Here is a 17135-nt window from a genome sequence, read left to right as displayed (position 1 = left end):
CGGGGCCTTGCAGCCACTCTCCAGTGTCCCGGAACAACCACCCGTTCTGACAGATCGTTTCTGCCTGCATCTGGACCGGATCCTTCGTCAGGCGATCATATGTGACGTTCCGTGAGTGTTCGGGGTGTCGGCCGGGATGTCGACCGTATGCGGCCCCTCACTCTTCTGGTGCAGACAAACAGGGCGAAGTAGTACGAATCGAACCAAGCTGGGTGCGGTGTCCCGAAAGCCGCATCCGGAGGTCGACGTGCCGCGTCAGCTCCCCCTGAGGAGTCTCGCCCGTGAGCTCCTGCTGGGTCTCGCTCCGCGAGGGACCTCCCGCTGGCGCAGTACCGCGGCGGCGTTCACCTCGCTGGCGGCGGTGGTCGCGACCTCCCTGGTGACGGGCCCCGCCCTCGCCGAACCCCTCTTCGCCCCCTGCGCCCTCAAGCGGACCGACGCCCACCACTCGGAGGGCCTGGACGCGTGGAACGCCGCCTACCCGCGCCCCACCCGTCCCCTCGACGCCGTGCTGGTCTTCCTCTCCTTCCCCGACTCCCGCCCGCGCACCACGCCCGCCGAACTGACGGCCGATTACTTCCCTTCCACCAGCCGCTTCTTCGAGCGCGCCTCCTACGGCAGGTTCACGCTGCGCCCGCATGCCCAGCACGACTGGATCCGGATGCCGCACTCCTCCACCTCGTACGCCATGCGGCGCGACTGGAACGCCACGCGCCGCGCCTCCTATCTGCGCGACGCGATCGGTGCGGCCGACCGGCAGGTCGACTTCTCGCGCTACGACATCGTCTACTTCGTCGCCGATCCGGACGCGCCGGGTGTCGACTCCGACGCGACGAAGGTCGTCAACCTCGACACCCCCCTGCGGGCCGACGGCAAGGACATCAGCCGCGTCGTCACGGTCTTCGAGAAGCACCCGCCGGACCGGCTCGTCCTCGCCCATGAGACGGGGCACGTCTTCGACCTGCCCGACCTCTACCACCGCCCCTCCGACGGCAAGGGCGACTGGGACACGTACGTCGGCGACTGGGACCTCATGGGCAGCCAGTTCGGCCTCGCGCCGGACCTGTTCGGCTGGCACAAGTGGAAGCTGGGGTGGCTGGAGCCGCGGCAGGTGGTGTGTGTGGGCGCCCGCGGGAGCACGCGGCTGACGCTGGAGCCGCTGGGCGCGGGGCCGCCGGCGCCTGGGGTGGGCGCGGCGGGGGCGCCGGCCGCCGGGGCCGCTGCGGAAGCGGACACCTCCGGCGCTCCCGGCGGCGCTCTCGGTCCCGGGCCGGTCGGCGCCGGTCTGCCGGTCTTCGGCTCCGGGCGCGGCACCAAGCTGGCGGTCGTCCGTACGGGGGCTGAGAGCGCGCTCGCCTTCGAGGCGCGCGGCTCGGCGGGCAACGACGGGACGACCTGCACGCAGGGCATCCTCGTCTACCGCGTGCGCAGCGAGGCCGCGTCCGGTGACGGCCCGATCCAGGTCATCGACGCCCACCCGCACTCCGAGTCCTGCTGGGGCGAGTCGGTCTACCCCCCGCTCGCGGACGCGCCGGTAGGGCTCGGCGAGAGCTTCACGGTCCCCGGCGAGAAGGTGCGCGTCGAGGTGGAGGACTGGACGGCCGCGGGGGAGTGGACGGTGAAGATCACGACGGGCTGAACCCCTGCGGACATGACGATGGCGAGGCACGTTCGCATGTCTGCGAACAAGCCTCGCCATCGCTAGCGTGCGCCGCCAGGGACTCGAACCCCGGACCCGCTGATTAAGAGTCAGCTGCTCTAACCAACTGAGCTAGCGGCGCCTGCTGACGTCGTAGACCTTAGCATCCTGATCGGCGGGAGGAAAAATCGATATCCGCACCGCGGCGGAGGCCGCCGCGCGGGCCGCACGGACGGCGGCCCAGACCAGGATCTCGGCGCCGGGGAGCCAGGGATGCCGGGTGTCGGGGGCCACCAGCCAGCGGGAATCGGGACGGGTCTCAAGATCGGGCCCAATACCGCCGGTGCCGTCGCCGGCTGTGCCGCCGTCCCTCAGGGCGGGGACGGTCACCGCGTCGCCGATGCCGTGACAGAGCAGCGGAGGGATCGCGCCGACGCGTCCCAGGCCGCCCGGCCCGGCCGGAGCGCCGATGCCGCCGTCGAAGCCGTCACGGTCGTCGAAGCTGCCGAGAGCGCCGGGGTCCCGGGTGCCCCATGGGTCCTCGGCGCCGCGGGATCCCCACTCCTCCCACTCCAGGAGCGACGGCAGTCGCTGAGCCGTGCCCGGCGCGCCGAACAGCAGCATCCGTCCGCGGAACACGGCCACCGGGCCGGAGCCCGGCCCCTCCTCCCACAGGCGGTCCAGCATCCGCCGACCGAAGATCGCGGGCGTATTGACGACGTCGAAGGCGGTGCCGCAGGCCAGGACGACCGGCGCGGTCGGCCGGTCCTCCCAGAGGGCGAGGGTGCTGCGCGGATACGTTCCTGCCGAGGCGAGCCAGGCGGTCCCTTCCGCGGTGACGCCCGAGGCGTCGGACCGGTCGGACGGCGGGGCGCCGGTGCCGTGTGGGGAGGAGCCGGCGGTGTTCCGTGTGCTGCTCATGACGACAAGGTCTACCGTCGGTGAGCGCTCCGTCTCCGAGGGTTGCGGGAAATCGGGACAGGGAGGGCGGGAATGGGGTATGTCACGCACCGCCGGCGTATGCCAGGAGATCCTGCGGGTGCCGCCCGCCTGGCACGAGAAGGCCGCCGAGGGTCGCCGAGGGCAGGGACGCCGGGGATGCCGGGGGAGGCCCCCGGCCGTCGCACCGTGCCGGTCAGGCGTGGTCGCCCACCCCGTGGCCGTGTCCGTTCCCGTCCGCTCCCCGGAGCAGGTCACGGCCGAACTCGACCATCTTCTTCGCGTAGTCCTCGGTCCACTCGGCGCGCTCGGCGATGTCGGCCGTCGTGAGCCGGTCGAAGCGGCGGGGGTCGGCGAGCTGTGCGGCGGCGATGGCCTGGAACTCCAGCGCCCTGTCGGCTGCCGCCCGGAAGGCGAGCGTCAGCTCCGTGGCCCGCGCCAGCAGCGCCCGCGGATCGTCTATCGACTCGAGATCGAAGAAGTGCTCCGGGTCACCGGCCGCCTCCGCGGGCTCGAAGAGCAGGGGCGCGGGGCGTAGCCGCGGTTCGTTCCGACGCGGCGTGGGCTCCGCCATGTCTTCTCCTCCTCGTACGGTTCGGGGGCCCGTTTCGTGGGTGGGCCACCGTCCATTGTCCCCCGCTCGCGCAAGGGGGCCCGTGGAACGGGCCGGACCGGGGTTCAGGGCCGCCATTCCACCCGGTGCTCCGCCAGGTGCGACAACACGGCGTGGCTCGCCTCCCAGCCGTCCGGGAACTTCACCGTGACGCCCAGCTGGACGGGCTCGGTGGAGGGGTGGTCGTCCAGCAGTTCGGTCACCCCCGCCCGGCAGACCACGATGCACGCGTGCCGGTGCCGGGAGGCGAGGACGCACAGCCGGCCCGTCTCCAGGTGGAACGCCGTCGCGTCCGGCCGCCCGGAGAGCGGGTGGAGCACCACCGTCACGTCGAACTCGCGGCCCTGGAGCCGGTTCGCCGTGTCGACGGTGACGTCCGTGACCCCGAGGTCCGCCAGCGCCGCCCGCACCACCGCCGCCTGGTCACGGTGCGCCGTGCCGACGGCGATCCGGTCGGCCGTCAGCGGCACCGGATCGGCCGACCGCTCCGAGGTCGCCGCGCCACCGCGCTCCAACAGCCGCCGTACGACCCGGGCCGCCGCCCGTACCGCCTCGGGGTCGGTGCGCGGCGTGTGCCGGGCCGGCAGCTCCAGGAGCCCCCAACCCGTCTCCGCCGCCTCGTCGATGACCAGGTCGGGTCCGGAACCGTCCGACGGCACACCGAAGTTCAGCCGCCGGTCACCGTGTCCCGTACCGCTGCGGAAGGGCGTGTACGGGTAGAACGCGTTCGAGACCAGCGGGGCCGCGGACGCCGGGAGCCGCCACGACACCGGCAGTCGGTGCTGCGGCAGTTCGGGGTTGTGCGCGAGCAGGGTCGTGACGGCGGACGCCGAAGGGTCGTAGGACAGTCCCGCCCACTGCTCCGCGCCCACGATGGAGAACGGGTCCAGCTGGCCCGGATCGCCCACGAACAGCGCCCGCTCGAAGAGGCCGGCCACGGCCAGCAGCGCGTCGGAGCGCATCTGGTAGGCCTCGTCGACGATCGCGTGCCGCCAGGGTTCGACGTTCTTGACGTGGGCCCACTTCGCGGCGGTCGAGATGACGACCGGGAGGCCCGCCAGATCGGTGGCCTTCGCCGACTTGCGGACGTTCCCCAGGTCGTCGAGCGCCTTGTCGTACGGGTCGGCGTCACTGCTGTGCAGGCGGCCCACCGGCAGCTCCGGATCCTTCTCGGCGAGCCGCAGCACCAGGTCGTCGACCTGGGAGTTCGTCTGTGCGATGACCATCAGGGGGCGTCCGGCGGAGGCGAGTTCGAGTGCCGCGCGCACCACGAGGGTCGACTTCCCGGCGCCGGGCGGGGAGTCGACGACGACTCCGCGGTGCGTGCCGTGCAGGGTGTCGCGCAGGATCGCGTCGGTGGCGCGGGCGGCCGCGGCCCCGGGATCGAAGACCGTGGTCACAGGATGTCCTCCTCCGTCACCGGATCCGGCTGCGGTACGGCGTCGGGGTCGCCCGGCGGCCCGCCGTGCGTCCACGGTGTCTCCTCCGGCTCGGGCAGCTTCGCGCCGCCGCGCTGCTCGTGCTCGAAGAGCGTGAAGCAGACGAGGTCCCCCTTCTCCGGCACGGATCCGGGCTCGGGCTCCTTGCCGCGGCCCATCTTGTCGACGATCCGCAGCACGAGCAGACCGCCCTCCTCCTCCGGTCCCTCCCGGCCGACGACGCCCCTCCCGGGATCACCGTCTCCCGCGGGACCACCGTCTCCGGCAGGTCCGGGGGCCTCCGCCCGTCCGGTGCACTCCGCGTGTCCGGGGGCCTCCGCGTGTCCGACGAACTCGGCCGCCTGCGGCTTGCCGGCCAGCGACCGGTACACCTTCGTGCGCTCACCGAGATGCGGCCGGTCGTCCGTGCGGACGGTCACCAGGGGGCGGGGGCTCGGGCGTCTGCTCTCGCTGTACGTCATGACGACATCGACGACCTCGCCCGTGAAGGCCTCGCCGACCAGGCGCCGGCCGGCCATGACGAGTGGATCGTCGAGGGCCTCCTGCGCGTCCAGGCGGGCCTGTTCGCGCTCGCGCGTGGCCAGCTTGTTCGCCGCCGTGACCGCGTCGTCGCGGCGCGGCTGCGGCGGCTCGCCCGCGACGACCCGGTCGCGGTGACCGGTGAACGACCAGCGGTCGCGGGTCCACCGGTCGGCCGCGTGCGCCCCCTCCGGCAGCGTCCGCAGCAGGTCGAGGCCCTGCCACACCGCGTCCCAGGTGGGCCGGGCGACACGCTCCACCAGGGCGCGGATCTCCCGCTCGGCCGCGGTGAGTTCACCGAGCCGGTCGTCCGCCTCCAGGCCGTCCTCGGCGGCGGCGAGTGCCGTCCGCGCGCGGTCGTAGCGCTCGATGGCGGGGGCCAGCAGCTTGTTGTCGAAGGCGGGATCGGTGGCCGGTCCCGCGGGCGGGCGGACGAGCTGGCCGCCGGAGTCCCGCCGGAGCTCCGCCGCCAGGGCCGCCCGCGCGCCCGACTCGCCCGCCGGGGGATCGATCCAGGCGAGCAGCGCTCCCAGGTGCTGGTCCTCCAGGCTGCTCTGACCGGTGGCCCAGTGCCGGGACAGCACGTCGCCGAGGGCGAGCAGCAGGGCGGAGCCGGGCACCCGGGCCCGCTCCCCGAAGTGCGTCAGCCACCGCCCGAGCAGCGGCACCCGGGGCGGCGCCGGGTGAGCGGCCTCCGGCTCCTGCTCCGCGGTGCGCCGGAACCGCATGGAGCGCCCGAGGAGTCGTACGAACTCCACGCCGGCCCGGCTCGGCACGATCAACTGGGGCGCGTCCGCGCACAGCTCGACCTCGACCTTGACCCGCTTCCCGGTCTCCGGATCGGTCTCACTGCGCTCGGCCGCCTCGACCACGTCCGCGTAGGAGTCGAGGTACGGCAGGACGACGTCCGCGAGGTCGGCGAGGAACGCGAACCGCAGATCGCGGTCCCGGGGCTGCGGCACGACCAGCAGTCGCGGCGCGTCCCGGTCCGTACCGACCAGGGCCCCGAGGGGGGCGCCGGCCTCACCGGCGGTGACCAGGGGCACGAGGACGAGCGGCCGGTCGGAGAGATGCCGGTGCCGGACCGTGGCGACGGGCTGTGCCCGCCCGCTTTCGACGGCCTCCAGCCGGGCGAGGGTGGCGATCAGCGACAAGGGGCCACCTCCGGAAGCGCGGCCTGGCCGGCGGGGCGCGTCGACCCCACCGCCCGCAGGGCTTCCGCGCGCAGCCGGGCCGCTCTGCGCAGGGCGGCGACCGCCGGATCACGCGGGTCCCCGGCGTCTCCGCGGGCCGCCGCCAGTACGTCGTCCACGGTGGTCAGACCGCCCAGTTCGGCGCGCAGCGACCGCCCCAGCGAGGTCACCGCGCCCTCGTCCCGGGAGCGGGCGCGGCAGTGGAAGGCGAGCTCGCAGGCGGCCAGGCACTCGGGGGCGTAGGCCGCGGGGACGGCCTCGACCGCCGCGGTCAGCCGGTCGGCCGGCAGGCGGGGGTCGAAACAGGTGCCCTCGGGAAGGGCTGCCGCGATGTCCTCGACGCGGGTGAGGCGGCCCAACTGGCGGCGGGTGACGGCGCGCTGCTTGCGGACGTCGACGGCGGACGCGGTCGGGAGGTTGGAGAAGTCCTTGGGGCAGACCAGCAGGACGCGGTGGCGGACCTCGGGGGCCGGGTCCAGGCGCGCGGCGACCTCCTCCAGCGCGAGGACGTACACCGCCGACTGGCGGGCGGCGGCGCCCACCTTCGCCGGGTCGGCCGAGCCGTCCAGCATCGGGAAGGACTTGATCTCGACGACCGTCCAGGTCCCGTCGGGGTGCACGACGACGGCGTCCGGTTCGAGGAAGGCGGGGGAGCCCGCGACGCCGAGGGCGAGCATGGGGTGGTCGAGCAGGGTCCAGCCGCTGGCGGCGGTGGCGTCGCGCAGCGCCAGTGCGGTACGGGCCGTGCGGCCCTCGGGGCCGGCGGCGGTCAGGTCGGGGACGGTCCCGGCCCGGGGCGGCTCGGCGCCGGGGTCCAGCTTCTCGTGCACGAGCCGCAGCAGCTCCGCGCCGCCGTCCGCCTTGACCCGCGCCTCGAACGCGTTGCCCCGCATGAAGGCGAACTGGGACTGGCCGAAGGAGGACGGTGAGCCCAGCCCTTCCGCCAGCTTCGCCTTGTCGACGCCCGCGCCGTCGAGCAGGGCGCGGCGCTCGCATCCGGGGTTCGCGGCGAGCGCCGCGAGAGCGCGCGCGTCCAGAGCCTTGGGCGGTACGGCGGGGCCGCGCAGCTCAGCGAGTCTTCCCCAGACTCCCGGCTTCGCTGGAGGAGGGGAGATCCCAGTCCGCAGCTCCGTCCCCCGCGTGCGTGGGTGGGGCACCGGGGTCGGCTCCCGGTCCGGTGCGGGACTCGCGCTGTCGGGGAATGCGTTCACCCGTGGAAGTCTGGCATCCGGCACTGACAATTGGGGAACCCGCGTCGTGGGAGGCGCCCGAGAGCCACGGGATCCGGGTGGTCAGGAGTGTCTTCACGCGGTCCGCGAGCCGTGTCACCCAGGGGGTGAGCAGCAGGCCCGCTCCCATCACCGCGACACCGGCGACCGCGTCGAGGAAGTAGTGGTTGGCCGTGCCCATCACGACGATCGTGGTGAGCAGCGGGTAAGCGATGCCCGCGAGCCGGACGACGCGTGTGCGGCCGTAGCGCCACAGCATCACTCCGCACCACAGCGACCAGCCCACGTGCAGGCTCGGCATCGCCGCGTACTGGTTCGTCATGCCGCCGAGACCCCGGGGAGCGCTCGCCTCGCCGCCCCACCAGCCGTACGAGCTGTACTGGGCCATCGTGTCGACGAAGCCGTGTCCCGCCGAGAGCAGCCGGGGCGGGCAGGTCGGCATCAGGGTGAAGCCGATCAGACCGATCAGGGTGGACGTCATCAGCCAGGTGCGGGCCGCTCGGTACAGGACGGCGCGGGAGCGGAAGAGCCAGATCAGGATGGCGGGCGTCACCAGGTAGTGCAGTGACGCGTACCAGAAGTCGGCGGGCACGCCGAGCCAGGCCTCGCGGGTGAACAGCCGGTTGAGCGGGTGCTCGGCGTTGAGGTGGAGGGCCTTCTCGATGCGCAGGATCTCCAGGCCGTGGCCGACGGCGCTGTCCGTGTCGCCCCGGGCGAGCAGCCGGCCCGCCGAGTACGACGCGTACACCAGGACTATCAGCGGCAGCTCGGTCCACCAGCGCAGCCGGAGGTGGGGCGCGGAAGGGCGCAGCTCGGTCCACCGGCGGAGCCGGGCGCGCGGTGCCGTCCCGGTCCGCCGTGCATCGGTCTGCGGCATCCGATCGCCCTCCCCCATCTGCTTGTAGCGCCCCGGCGACACCGCCGGTGGCCGCACCGGCCGTGCGCGAGCGACCGCTCGCGGTGTGACGGTGCGCAGGTCTGTTCGTGACGATGCGTGGCCGCACCGGATTTTACGGCGTATGTGAACGGCCATGGGAAGCGCCCCCGGTCGTCAAGGACGCTGAGATCGCCCGGCGGGTTGCCCCTCGCGGGGGTGCGGGATGATGGAGTGACCCATTTATCCGGCGAATCGGGAAGGCTTCTCCTCATGGCACCGCGCATCCTGCTGGCCCGGCATGGACAGACGGAGTGGTCGCTGTCCGGCAAGCACACCGGCAGGACCGACGTACCGCTGCTGGAGGAGGGCCGGCGCGGAGCCGAGACGCTGGGCGAGCGACTGCACCGGGCACCCTTCGACGGACTCCCGGGGGCGGAGGTGCTCACCAGTCCGCTGGCACGCGCGCGGGAGACGTGCGAGCTGGCCGGCTTCGGCGAGCGCGCCACCTCCTGGGACACGCTGATGGAGTGGGACTACGGCGCGTACGAGGGGATGACCCCGGCCGAGATCCAGGCCGTGCGCCCGGGCTGGTTCATCTGGCGCGACGGTGTGCCCGGGGGCGAGACCCTCGAGCAGGTCACCGCGCGCGCGGACGAGGTCGTCGCCCTGGCCCGCGCCGCGGACCGCGACGTGCTGGTCTTCGCGCACGGCCACATCCTGCGCTCCATCGGTGCCCGCTGGCTGGGCCTCCCGCTCGACTTCGCCGCCCGGATCCGACTCCACCCGACCTCGCTGTCGGTGCTCGGCTGGGCCTACGGGGAGCCCGCCATCGAGGCCTGGAACGACCTCGGACATCTGACCGCGTAGGCCGGGTCGGCCCTTTCACGTCAGGGCCGGCCCTGTCACGTCGGGACCGTCCCTTCGTACCGGGACCGTCCCTTCGTACCGGGGCCGCCTTCTGTCCGGTGGGGCCGGCTCACGCGGTCCGCGGCAGACTCGCGTGGCGCTCCAGGAACGTCGAGACGCCCGACGCCCTGCGGTGTGGCAGCAGCACCCGCGCGGTGGCCGCCAGCATGGTCTGGATGCGGGACGACTGGACCTCGGCCAGCAGTTCGAGGACGCGCAGACCCGCGACGGCGGCCTCGTCGGGACGGCCGCCGCGGGCGAGGTCGTCGGCGAGCTCCGCGGTGTAGAGGGCGATGTTGCGGGTGAAGTGCGGATCCTGCAGGTGCGCCGCGCGACGGGCGTGACGGGCCGCGCGCGGCCAGTCGCCCAGCGTGGACCAGCACTGCGCCTCCAGGCCCTCCAGTTCGGCCTCCCCGTAGAAGGTCATCCACTCGGGATCCGCCTCCGAGGGGCCGCGCTCGAAGAGGGCCTGGGCGCGGACGAGTGCCCGTTCGCACTCCGCGCGGTCGGCGAGCCCCGACCAGCCGCCCGCCTCGCGCAGCGCGAGCAGCGAGAGCAGCCGTGAGGAGCCGAGCGGGCGGGCCGCCCGCTGCGCCGCTTGTGCCGCGCGCACCGCCTCACGCGGGCGGCCCGCGTCGCGCGCGAGGAAGGCCGTGTTGCAGAAGGCATGTGCCTCCAGGCCCGGGTCGCCGGACATCCGTGCGGTCGCCAGCGCCTCGGCGTAGTGCGAGCGCGCGTCGTCGAAGCGCCCGGAGTCGTGTGCCAACCAGCCGACCGAGATGGCCAGTTCGCCCGCCCCCGCGTACAGCCGGTCGGCGGTCCGCTGACGGGTGGTGCCCGCGTCGAGCAGTTCGTACGCGGTGCGCAGCGGGGCGGCGGCCCGCCGGTAGAGGCCGTCGGCCCCGTGCCGGTCGTCGAGCAGCCGGATCCTTCGTACGGCCTCTTCGAGGGCGCCCGCCTCGGACGTCCCCACGCGGTGGCCACGGGGGGCACGGTGGTCCGCGGCCTCGGCCGTACCGCCGAACGTGCCCGCGAAGGGGCCGAGTGTGGCTGCCGCCATGGTGGCGGTGCCTCCGGTCATGAATGCGCGACGCTGCACGTCGCTCTCCTCGTGGTTCTGTTCATGGTGCTTGTGCGGGTCGTACGGGTCGTGCGGGTCGTGCGGGTTCTGCGTGGTCTCGTACGTCTCGCACGCCCCTTCCGTCTCACCCGTGGTGCACGGAAGGCTTGTGGTGTGCGAGGGGGGCTCTTCGTCCGTGCCGCGCGCCCCTCGTCCGCGCACGGACGAGCGGGGCGAGAAGCCCAGGTCGGTCAGTGTGCGGCCGGGGAACATGTGCAGGAACACCCGCTCGTACGCGTAGTTGGGACAGCGGATCTCGCCGGCCTCCACCCGCCCGACATAGCGCGCGTCGCAGCTGACCCGCTCGCCGATCTCGCGCGCGGCCCGCCGGACCGCCGCGGCGAACTCGCCCGGCGAGCGCTGTCCGCGCAGCCGCCGGAAGGCGAGGTTCGGCCGCGGTGGCCGGGGGGACTGGGACGAGGTCATCGTTGACGACGCCATGGCCGGGCCCTCTCTTGCGAACCGTCGAACCATGCCGGAAGCAGGGCGAAATGCCTGTGTCATGCCGTGGGGTGTCCTGCTCCGGCGGAGCAAGAACGTACCTGCTGTGACGGCGTCGCCACGCTGGGTTTAGCTACAAAACGGATATCTCATGCATGATCTGCCATGAACTGCCATCCTTTGCGGCGGTGTTCCGCCGTAGCCGTTGACGTTCTGACGCGTTGAACCCGGTGGACCGGGAGCGCACCCGAACTCCCGACCCGCTCGTGCAGGAGGAGGGGTTCCGTGTTGGAGGCCGGGTTGGAGAGCACCGAGTTCCGTAGACCGCTGTCGACCGCCGCGTACGGGTCGTCCCCGGAGTACGGCGCCCCACCGCAGCCGGTCGCCGGCTGCGACGTGGTGACCGTTCCGGCGCGCCAGGGCCTGGAGGCGGTGGACATTCTCCGCCGCGGCGCCTGCGAATCCGTCGGGCCCGTTCTGCTCGACGGCGGCTGCGACACCCTCGGCTTCCTGGTGCCGCGCGGCACCGCCGACGCCTGGGACGTGCCGGGCAGCACCTGTACGCGGACCGTCGGCCGCGGCCTGCGGCAGGCCCCCGAACCGCCGGTCGAGGGCTCGGACTGGCTGCTGCCGCCGGGGGAGGCGGACCTCGCGACCGACCCGGCCGTCCTGCGGGCGGCGCTGGGCGAGGCGGCACGCCTCATCGAGGCCGCGGACAACTGTCGCTGAGCGTCCGAAGCGGCCGCTGGGCCGACGGTCCCGGAGCCCCTGATAATGGCGGGATGGGAAGGTCGAAGAACGCGCGGCGCGGCCAGGCGCCCACCGAGCCCCTCGTCGAGACGGTCGACGGCGGGCTCGCCGAGCTGATACCCGACCGGGACCGCCCGCGCGCCTGGACCCTGCTGATCGACGGCGCCCCGCAGTCCCACGTCGACCTCGACGACCCCGCCCACCTGGGCTTCGAGTACCAGCGACGCCTCGGCCACGTCATCGACCTGGTCGCCCCGCCCGGCAAGCCCGTGCACGCCGTGCATCTCGGCGGCGGCGCCTTCACGCTGGCCCGCTACACCGCCGCGACCCGCCCCCGCTCCACCCAGCAGATCGTCGAACGCGACGGCCCCCTCGTCCAACTCGTCCGGCGTGAGCTGCCGCTGGACCCCAACGCCCGTATCCGGGTGCGTTCCGTGGACGCCCGTGAGGGGCTTGCCAAGGTGCCGGACGGCTGGGCGGACCTGGTCATCGCCGACGTGTTCAGCGGCGCGCGGACCCCGGCCCACCTGACCTCCGTGGAATTCCTCGACGACGTCCGCAGGGTCGTCAAACCCGGTGGCCTGTACGCCGCCAACCTCGCCGACGGACCCCCGCTGGCCCATCTGCGCGGCCAGATCGCCACCGCCGCGGCGGTCTTCCCCGAACTGGCCCTCGTCGCCGACCCGACGGTGCTGCGCGGCAAGCGCTTCGGCAACGCCGTCCTCGTCGCCTGCGACCGGCCGCTGCCACTGGCCGAACTGACCCGCCGCGCGGCCTCGGACCCGCACCCCGGCCGGGTCGAACACGGCAGACAGCTCGCCGACTTCACCGGGGGAGCGGCACCGGTCCTGGACGCGGCGGCGGTGGCCTCACCGGCCCCACCCCCCTCGGTGTTCCGCTGACGACACCCGCCCGCCCGGTGCCGTCAGGCGCCGTGACGGCACCGGACCGGCACGTTCCGGCGCAGTGCTCCGACGGCCTCGGACAGCCCGGCACGATCCGGGGCTAGGAGCGTGTCTCGGTAACGAGCAAGGGGCTCGCTGGCCGTGATCGATGGGATCGGTCGCGGCCGTTTCGTGTGCACCTGTGAGGCCGTGGTTGGGTCCTTCCCGGCTGTTGTTCGGCTGGTAGGGCCTGTGGCGTGGGCCGGGGGGCCTGGCTGGTCAGCCGGCCTGGGCGGCGAGCCCGGAGTGTCGGAAGATCTTGCGGAGGTTGTGGCAGGCGGCGAGCAGTCGCCACTCACCGCGGGCGCCGTCCTCGCCACGCAGGAGGAGCTGGCGGCCGTTCTGGCAGGTCATGACCTGTCCGAAGACAGGTTCGACGATGGCTTTGCGGCGGCTGTATGCCTTCCGGCCGGGTTTGGTCCGCAGTTTGCGGGCCATGCGCTCCTTCAGCGTGGCGTCCTTGGGGATGCGTCCGCGTGGAGCGGGCGGGACCTGCTCGTCGTGGGCGAGTCGGCCGGTGGCCATGAAGGTGTCGGTGCCGCAGGCCAGTTGGCGCTCGTTCGCGGCTTCGAGGTTGGTCTCGGAGCAGTACCCGGCGTCGACCAGGGCCTGCTTGGGGTGGATGCCGGTGTTGTGGGCGGACTGGTCGAGCATCGTGGTGTAGTTCAGTGCGTCGGAGGGGTTGGTCGTCACGTCGGCGGCGGTGATGACCTGGTGTTCTTCGTCGACGACGGCCTGGGCGTTGTAGGCCTGGATGTAGGCGCCGTCGCTGTTCTTCATGATCCGCGAGTCGGGGTCGGTGAAGTTGGCCTGGGCTTTGGGCTTGGGACGGGCCTTGGCGGCGGCCGCTTCCCCGGCGTCGGTGACGGCCTGCTCGTCGCTGCTGGCGGCACGTTCCTGACGGCGGCGTTCCTTGTCCTCGGCGTGGGCGCGGGCCTTGGCGGCGGCCTCGGCCTCGATCTGCGCGCGGGCGGCCTGCAGCTTCGCCAGGCGTTTCTCACGCCGGTCCAGCTCGGCGGGCAGGTCCGCCTCCTTGCCGTCCACGCCGAAGGTGTCGTCCTCGGCTTCGTCGGCGGCCTCGGCGTCGGTCAGCAGGGCGTGGGCCTTCGCTTCCAGAGCGGCGATCTCGGCCTCTATCCGCTCTTCCTTGTCGACCAGGCGGCCGTAGCTCATCGCCTTGTGTTTGGAGGCGCTGGCCTCCAGTTTCGTGCCGTCCAGCGCGACGCGTCCCATCTTGACCATGCCGAGTGTCTGTGCGAGGTGCAGGGACTGGGTGAACAGACCGGCCAGCGCGTCGAGGTGGCGGCGGCGGAAGCGGGCGATCGAGCGGAAGTCCGGTTCCTGGCCGGCGGCCAGGAACCGGAACGCGACATCGTCGGCCAGGCGGCGCTCGATCGCCCGGGAGGAGCGGACGCCGGTGGTGTAGCCGTAGATCAGCAGTCGTACCATCAGCCGCGGATCGTAGGGCGGGTAGCCGCGCTTTTCGGTGTAGTCCGCCAGGACCGGTCCGAGGTCGAGCACCTCATCGACCAGGTCGGCGACGAACCGGGCCAGGTGGCCCTCGGGCAGCCAGTCGTCCAGCGACGGCGGCAGCAGCAGGACCTGATGCGGATCGAAGGGCCGAAACGTCTTGTCCACCGCCGCCAGCTGACCCTGCGGCCGCTTCTTCCCGACCGGCTCGACCTCGAACAGCCCCTCGCCACCACGCATACCGTGATCATCCCGTATGAATAATCACGAACCGCAGGCGGGTTGCCGGTTACTGAGACACGCTCCTAGTAGGTGCCGATCTCCACCCGCGGCGGCCCGTCGTGCCACGTGCAGAACACCGACACCCGGTCCGCACCCGACGTGAACTCCACCCGGATCCACGACTCGGTCTTCCACACCTGCATCGACCAGCCCGAGCCGGGCGTCGCGGAGACGAGCGTCGCGGAGGCCGTGCCCAGGTCGAAGACCGCCCGCCCGCCGTCGGTGTCGTAACTCTTCACCCGACCCGTCCGTCCGGCCGCGGCGGAGGAGCTCGGACTCGGGCCGGAGGAGGGCGACTTCGAGGGCGACGGGGTGGCGGCCGGCCGCCGGCTCCGCTCCGGCCCCGGGGTCGGAGCGGCGTGCGGCACCCCGGTCCGGCGGGTCGGGGAGGGGAGCGGCTTCGCCTTCTGCGTGAGGGAGTCGCCCACCGTGACGGGCAGCGCCCGCGGCGGGTCGTACGCCGTCCCCGTCATGACCGTGTGGACACCCCACCACGACAGCGTGACCGCCGCGCCCGTGGCGAGCGTCCAAGCCAGTACGTGTACGAGTCCTCTGCGCATCGCGGCCATACTGCCTCACGCGCCCCACGGGTGTCTCGTGCCCGTCGCGCGGCCGCAGTTGTCCACAGGCGCCGGACCGGCATCGCACGGATGGCGTACGGTGCCGCCCATGGCAAGTGTGCTCGTGGTCGAGGACGACCAGTTCGTACGCTCGGCCCTCATCCGGCATCTGACCGACGCCTCGCACACGGTGCGCAGTGTCGGCACCGCGCTCGAGGCGCTGCGCGAGGTCGCTCATTTCCCCTTCGACGTCGTCATCCTGGACCTCGGTCTGCCCGATCTGGACGGGGCCGAGGCCCTCAAGATGCTGCGCGGCATCACCGACGTCCCCGTGATCATCGCCACCGCCCGGGACGACGAGACGGAGATCGTCCGCCTGCTGAACGACGGCGCGGACGACTACCTGACCAAGCCGTTCTCGGTCGAGCACCTGTCCGCGCGGATGGCCGCCGTGCTGCGCCGCTCGCGGGCGGTGGGGGAGGCGCCCGCGTCGCCGGTCATCCGGGTCGGCGGTCTGGCCATCGACCCGTTGCGCCGCCGGGCAGAGCTGGACGGCGTCCGACTGGACCTCACCCGGCGCGAGTTCGACCTGCTCGCCTTCCTGGCCGGCCGGCCCGGTGTCGTCGTGGCCCGCAAGGAGCTGCTCGCCGAGGTGTGGCAGCAGTCGTACGGGGACGACCAGACCATCGACGTCCATCTGTCCTGGCTGCGGCGGAAGCTGGGCGAGACGGCGGCGAGGCCGCGCTATCTGCACACCCTGCGCGGTGTCGGCGTGAAGCTGGAGCCACCGCGGACGGAGTTCCCGCGAGCGGAGCCGCCGCTGTGAGGTGGGCACTGGTCAAGGTGTGCGTGGCGGTGACCACGATGGTCGTGGTGGCCTTCGCGGTGCCGCTCGGACTCGTCATCAAGGAGATGGCCCGGGACCGCGCGTTCTCGAACGCCGAACGGGAGGCCGCGGCCGTCGCGCCCGCGCTCTCCATCACCACCGACCGGGACCAGCTGGAGCGGGTCGTCGCCTCCGCCGGTTCCGACGACGGCATGGCCGTGCACATACCGGCGAGCGACGGCGCCAAGGCGGTCGACATCGGCCGGCAGCGCGCCGCCGCCAAGGACATCGCGACCACCCGCGGACTGGGCCGGGCCTCCACCACCGAGGTCCCCGGCGGCTCCACCCTGCTCCAGCCCACCGCGCTGAGCTCCGGCGAGATCGCGGTCGTCGAGGTGTACGTCCCCGAGTCCGAGGTCAGCAACGGCGTGGGGACGGCCTGGGCGGTGCTCGCCGCGGTCGGCGTCGCGCTCATCGTCGGCTCGGTCGCGGTCGCCGACCGGCTGGGCGTACGCATGGTCCAGCCTGCCCAGCGGCTGGTCGAGGGCGCGCACGAACTGGGGGAGGGCAAGCTCGGAGCACGGGTCCCCGAGGAAGGACCAACCGAACTGCGGCTGGCGGCCGTCGCGTTCAACTCGATGGCCGACCAGGTCGTCCAACTCCTGGCGAACGAGCGGGAGCTGGCGGCGGATCTCTCGCACCGCCTGCGCACCCCGCTGACCGTACTGCGGCTGAACACGGCCTCGCTCGGCGACGGACCGGCCGCCGAACAGACCCGGGCGGCCGTGGCACAACTGGAGCGGGAGGTCGACACGATCATCCGGACGGCGCGGGAGGCCAAGCCGCAGACGATCGCACTGGGCGTCGGGGCCGGGTGCGACGCGTCCGAGGTGGTCCGCGAGCGGATGGACTTCTGGTCGGCGCTCGCCGAGGACGAGGGCCGCAAGGTGCGGGTCGCGGGCGTGGACCGTCCGGTCCGCATACCGGTCGCGCGGGCCGACCTGGTGGCCGCGCTCGACGCGCTCCTCGGCAACGTCTTCCGGCACACCCCCGAGGGCACGGCCTTCGCGGTCGACGTGCACAACGGCGACGACGCGGTGATCGTGCTGGTGTCGGACGCGGGACCGGGGATCGTGGACCCGGAGACGGCGATGGCGCGCGGACGGGGCTCGGGCAGCGACGGCTCGACCGGACTCGGGCTGGACATCGTGCGGCGGCTCGCGGAGTCGACGGGCGGGGACGTTCGGCTGGGTTCGTCGGTGCTGGGAGGCACCGAGGTGCGGATATGGATCCAGCTGGACGGGCGGGCGCCGGTGCGGCGCGGGCACCGGGGATCCGTACGGCGACGCAGGCACAGCGTCGGCGCGAGCTGAGCCGAGGCCGATCCC

15 protein-coding genes and 1 tRNA gene are annotated in these 17135 nt (G+C 73.1%); 6 read left to right on the top strand and 10 right to left on the bottom strand.

What is annotated here, in order from left to right:
* Positions 1-217 precede the first annotated feature (217 nt).
* Entirely contained in the window at positions 218-1639 is a 1422-nt protein-coding gene (locus OHB41_RS18680) for a M6 family metalloprotease domain-containing protein (RefSeq protein ID WP_266699369.1), read from the top strand.
* Positions 1640-1707: 68 nt separating this feature from the next.
* On the opposite strand, the gene OHB41_RS18675 is transcribed toward OHB41_RS18680, so the two are convergent.
* From OHB41_RS18675 to OHB41_RS18645, 7 genes are all read right to left on the bottom strand, one after another.
* Positions 1708-1781: transfer RNA gene (locus OHB41_RS18675), tRNA-Lys, on the bottom strand.
* A complete protein-coding gene (locus tag OHB41_RS18670; protein ID WP_266699368.1) occupies positions 1772-2560 on the bottom strand; it encodes a bifunctional DNA primase/polymerase in 789 nt (262 codons plus the stop codon). The genes OHB41_RS18675 and OHB41_RS18670 overlap by 10 nt, the downstream gene beginning before the upstream one ends.
* A 214-nt stretch (positions 2561-2774) precedes the next feature.
* Positions 2775-3152, bottom strand: a complete 378-nt coding sequence (locus OHB41_RS18665) for a DUF8844 domain-containing protein (protein ID WP_148008554.1) — start codon at positions 3150-3152, stop codon at positions 2775-2777.
* 104 nt (positions 3153-3256) lie between these two features.
* On the bottom strand, positions 3257-4591 hold the full coding sequence (locus OHB41_RS18660) for an AAA domain-containing protein (RefSeq protein WP_266699367.1): 1335 nt from the start codon (positions 4589-4591) through the stop codon (positions 3257-3259).
* Complete coding sequence (locus OHB41_RS18655) at positions 4588-6303, bottom strand: hypothetical protein (protein WP_266699366.1); 1716 nt, start codon at positions 6301-6303, stop codon at positions 4588-4590. Before OHB41_RS18655 ends, OHB41_RS18660 begins: the two co-directional genes overlap by 4 nt.
* Positions 6294-7499: a hypothetical protein gene (locus OHB41_RS18650; protein WP_526024934.1), complete on the bottom strand. Its 1206-nt coding sequence runs from the start codon at positions 7497-7499 to the stop codon at positions 6294-6296. Before OHB41_RS18650 ends, OHB41_RS18655 begins: the two co-directional genes overlap by 10 nt.
* Positions 7411-8448 (bottom strand): phosphatase PAP2 family protein, encoded by a 1038-nt coding sequence (locus OHB41_RS18645; RefSeq protein ID WP_323138382.1) that lies wholly within the window; start codon positions 8446-8448, stop codon positions 7411-7413. Before OHB41_RS18645 ends, OHB41_RS18650 begins: the two co-directional genes overlap by 89 nt.
* Before the next feature lie 270 nt (positions 8449-8718).
* Between OHB41_RS18645 and OHB41_RS18640 the strand changes: the two genes are divergently transcribed.
* Positions 8719-9315, top strand: coding sequence for a histidine phosphatase family protein (locus OHB41_RS18640; protein ID WP_266699364.1), 597 nt, complete (start codon positions 8719-8721; stop codon positions 9313-9315).
* 109 nt (positions 9316-9424) lie between these two features.
* Here OHB41_RS18640 and OHB41_RS18635 read toward each other — a convergent pair whose 3' ends face one another.
* A complete protein-coding gene (locus OHB41_RS18635; protein WP_266699363.1) occupies positions 9425-10915 on the bottom strand; it encodes an NsdA family TPR-like regulatory protein in 1491 nt (496 codons plus the stop codon).
* Positions 10916-11242: 327 nt separating this feature from the next.
* Between OHB41_RS18635 and OHB41_RS18630 the strand changes: the two genes are divergently transcribed.
* Both OHB41_RS18630 and OHB41_RS18625 read left to right on the top strand, forming a co-directional pair.
* On the top strand, positions 11243-11644 hold the full coding sequence (locus OHB41_RS18630) for a hypothetical protein (protein WP_526025048.1): 402 nt from the start codon (positions 11243-11245) through the stop codon (positions 11642-11644).
* 53 nt (positions 11645-11697) lie between these two features.
* Positions 11698-12567: a spermidine synthase gene (locus OHB41_RS18625; RefSeq protein ID WP_266699362.1), complete on the top strand. Its 870-nt coding sequence runs from the start codon at positions 11698-11700 to the stop codon at positions 12565-12567.
* A gap of 261 nt (positions 12568-12828) precedes the next feature.
* On the opposite strand, the gene OHB41_RS18620 is transcribed toward OHB41_RS18625, so the two are convergent.
* On the bottom strand, positions 12829-14247 hold the full coding sequence (locus OHB41_RS18620) for an IS1182 family transposase (protein ID WP_526025027.1): 1419 nt from the start codon (positions 14245-14247) through the stop codon (positions 12829-12831).
* A gap of 137 nt (positions 14248-14384) precedes the next feature.
* On the bottom strand, positions 14385-14921 hold the full coding sequence (locus OHB41_RS18615) for a hypothetical protein (RefSeq protein WP_266699361.1): 537 nt from the start codon (positions 14919-14921) through the stop codon (positions 14385-14387).
* 109 nt (positions 14922-15030) lie between these two features.
* On the opposite strand from OHB41_RS18615, the gene OHB41_RS18610 reads away from it, so the two are divergent.
* Complete coding sequence (locus tag OHB41_RS18610) at positions 15031-15747, top strand: response regulator transcription factor (protein WP_266699360.1); 717 nt, start codon at positions 15031-15033, stop codon at positions 15745-15747.
* Positions 15744-17120 carry a sensor histidine kinase gene (locus tag OHB41_RS18605; RefSeq protein WP_266699359.1) on the top strand — a complete coding sequence of 459 codons (1377 nt, stop codon included), beginning with the start codon at positions 15744-15746 and terminating at the stop codon, positions 17118-17120. The genes OHB41_RS18610 and OHB41_RS18605 overlap by 4 nt, the downstream gene beginning before the upstream one ends.
* Positions 17121-17135: the final 15 nt, after the last annotated feature.

Source organism: Streptomyces sp. NBC_01571, assembly GCF_026339875.1.
GTDB lineage: Bacteria > Actinomycetota > Actinomycetes > Streptomycetales > Streptomycetaceae > Streptomyces.
The sequence above is the reverse complement of the archived record's forward strand: the minus strand, read 5'-3'. Positions and strand labels throughout refer to the sequence as shown.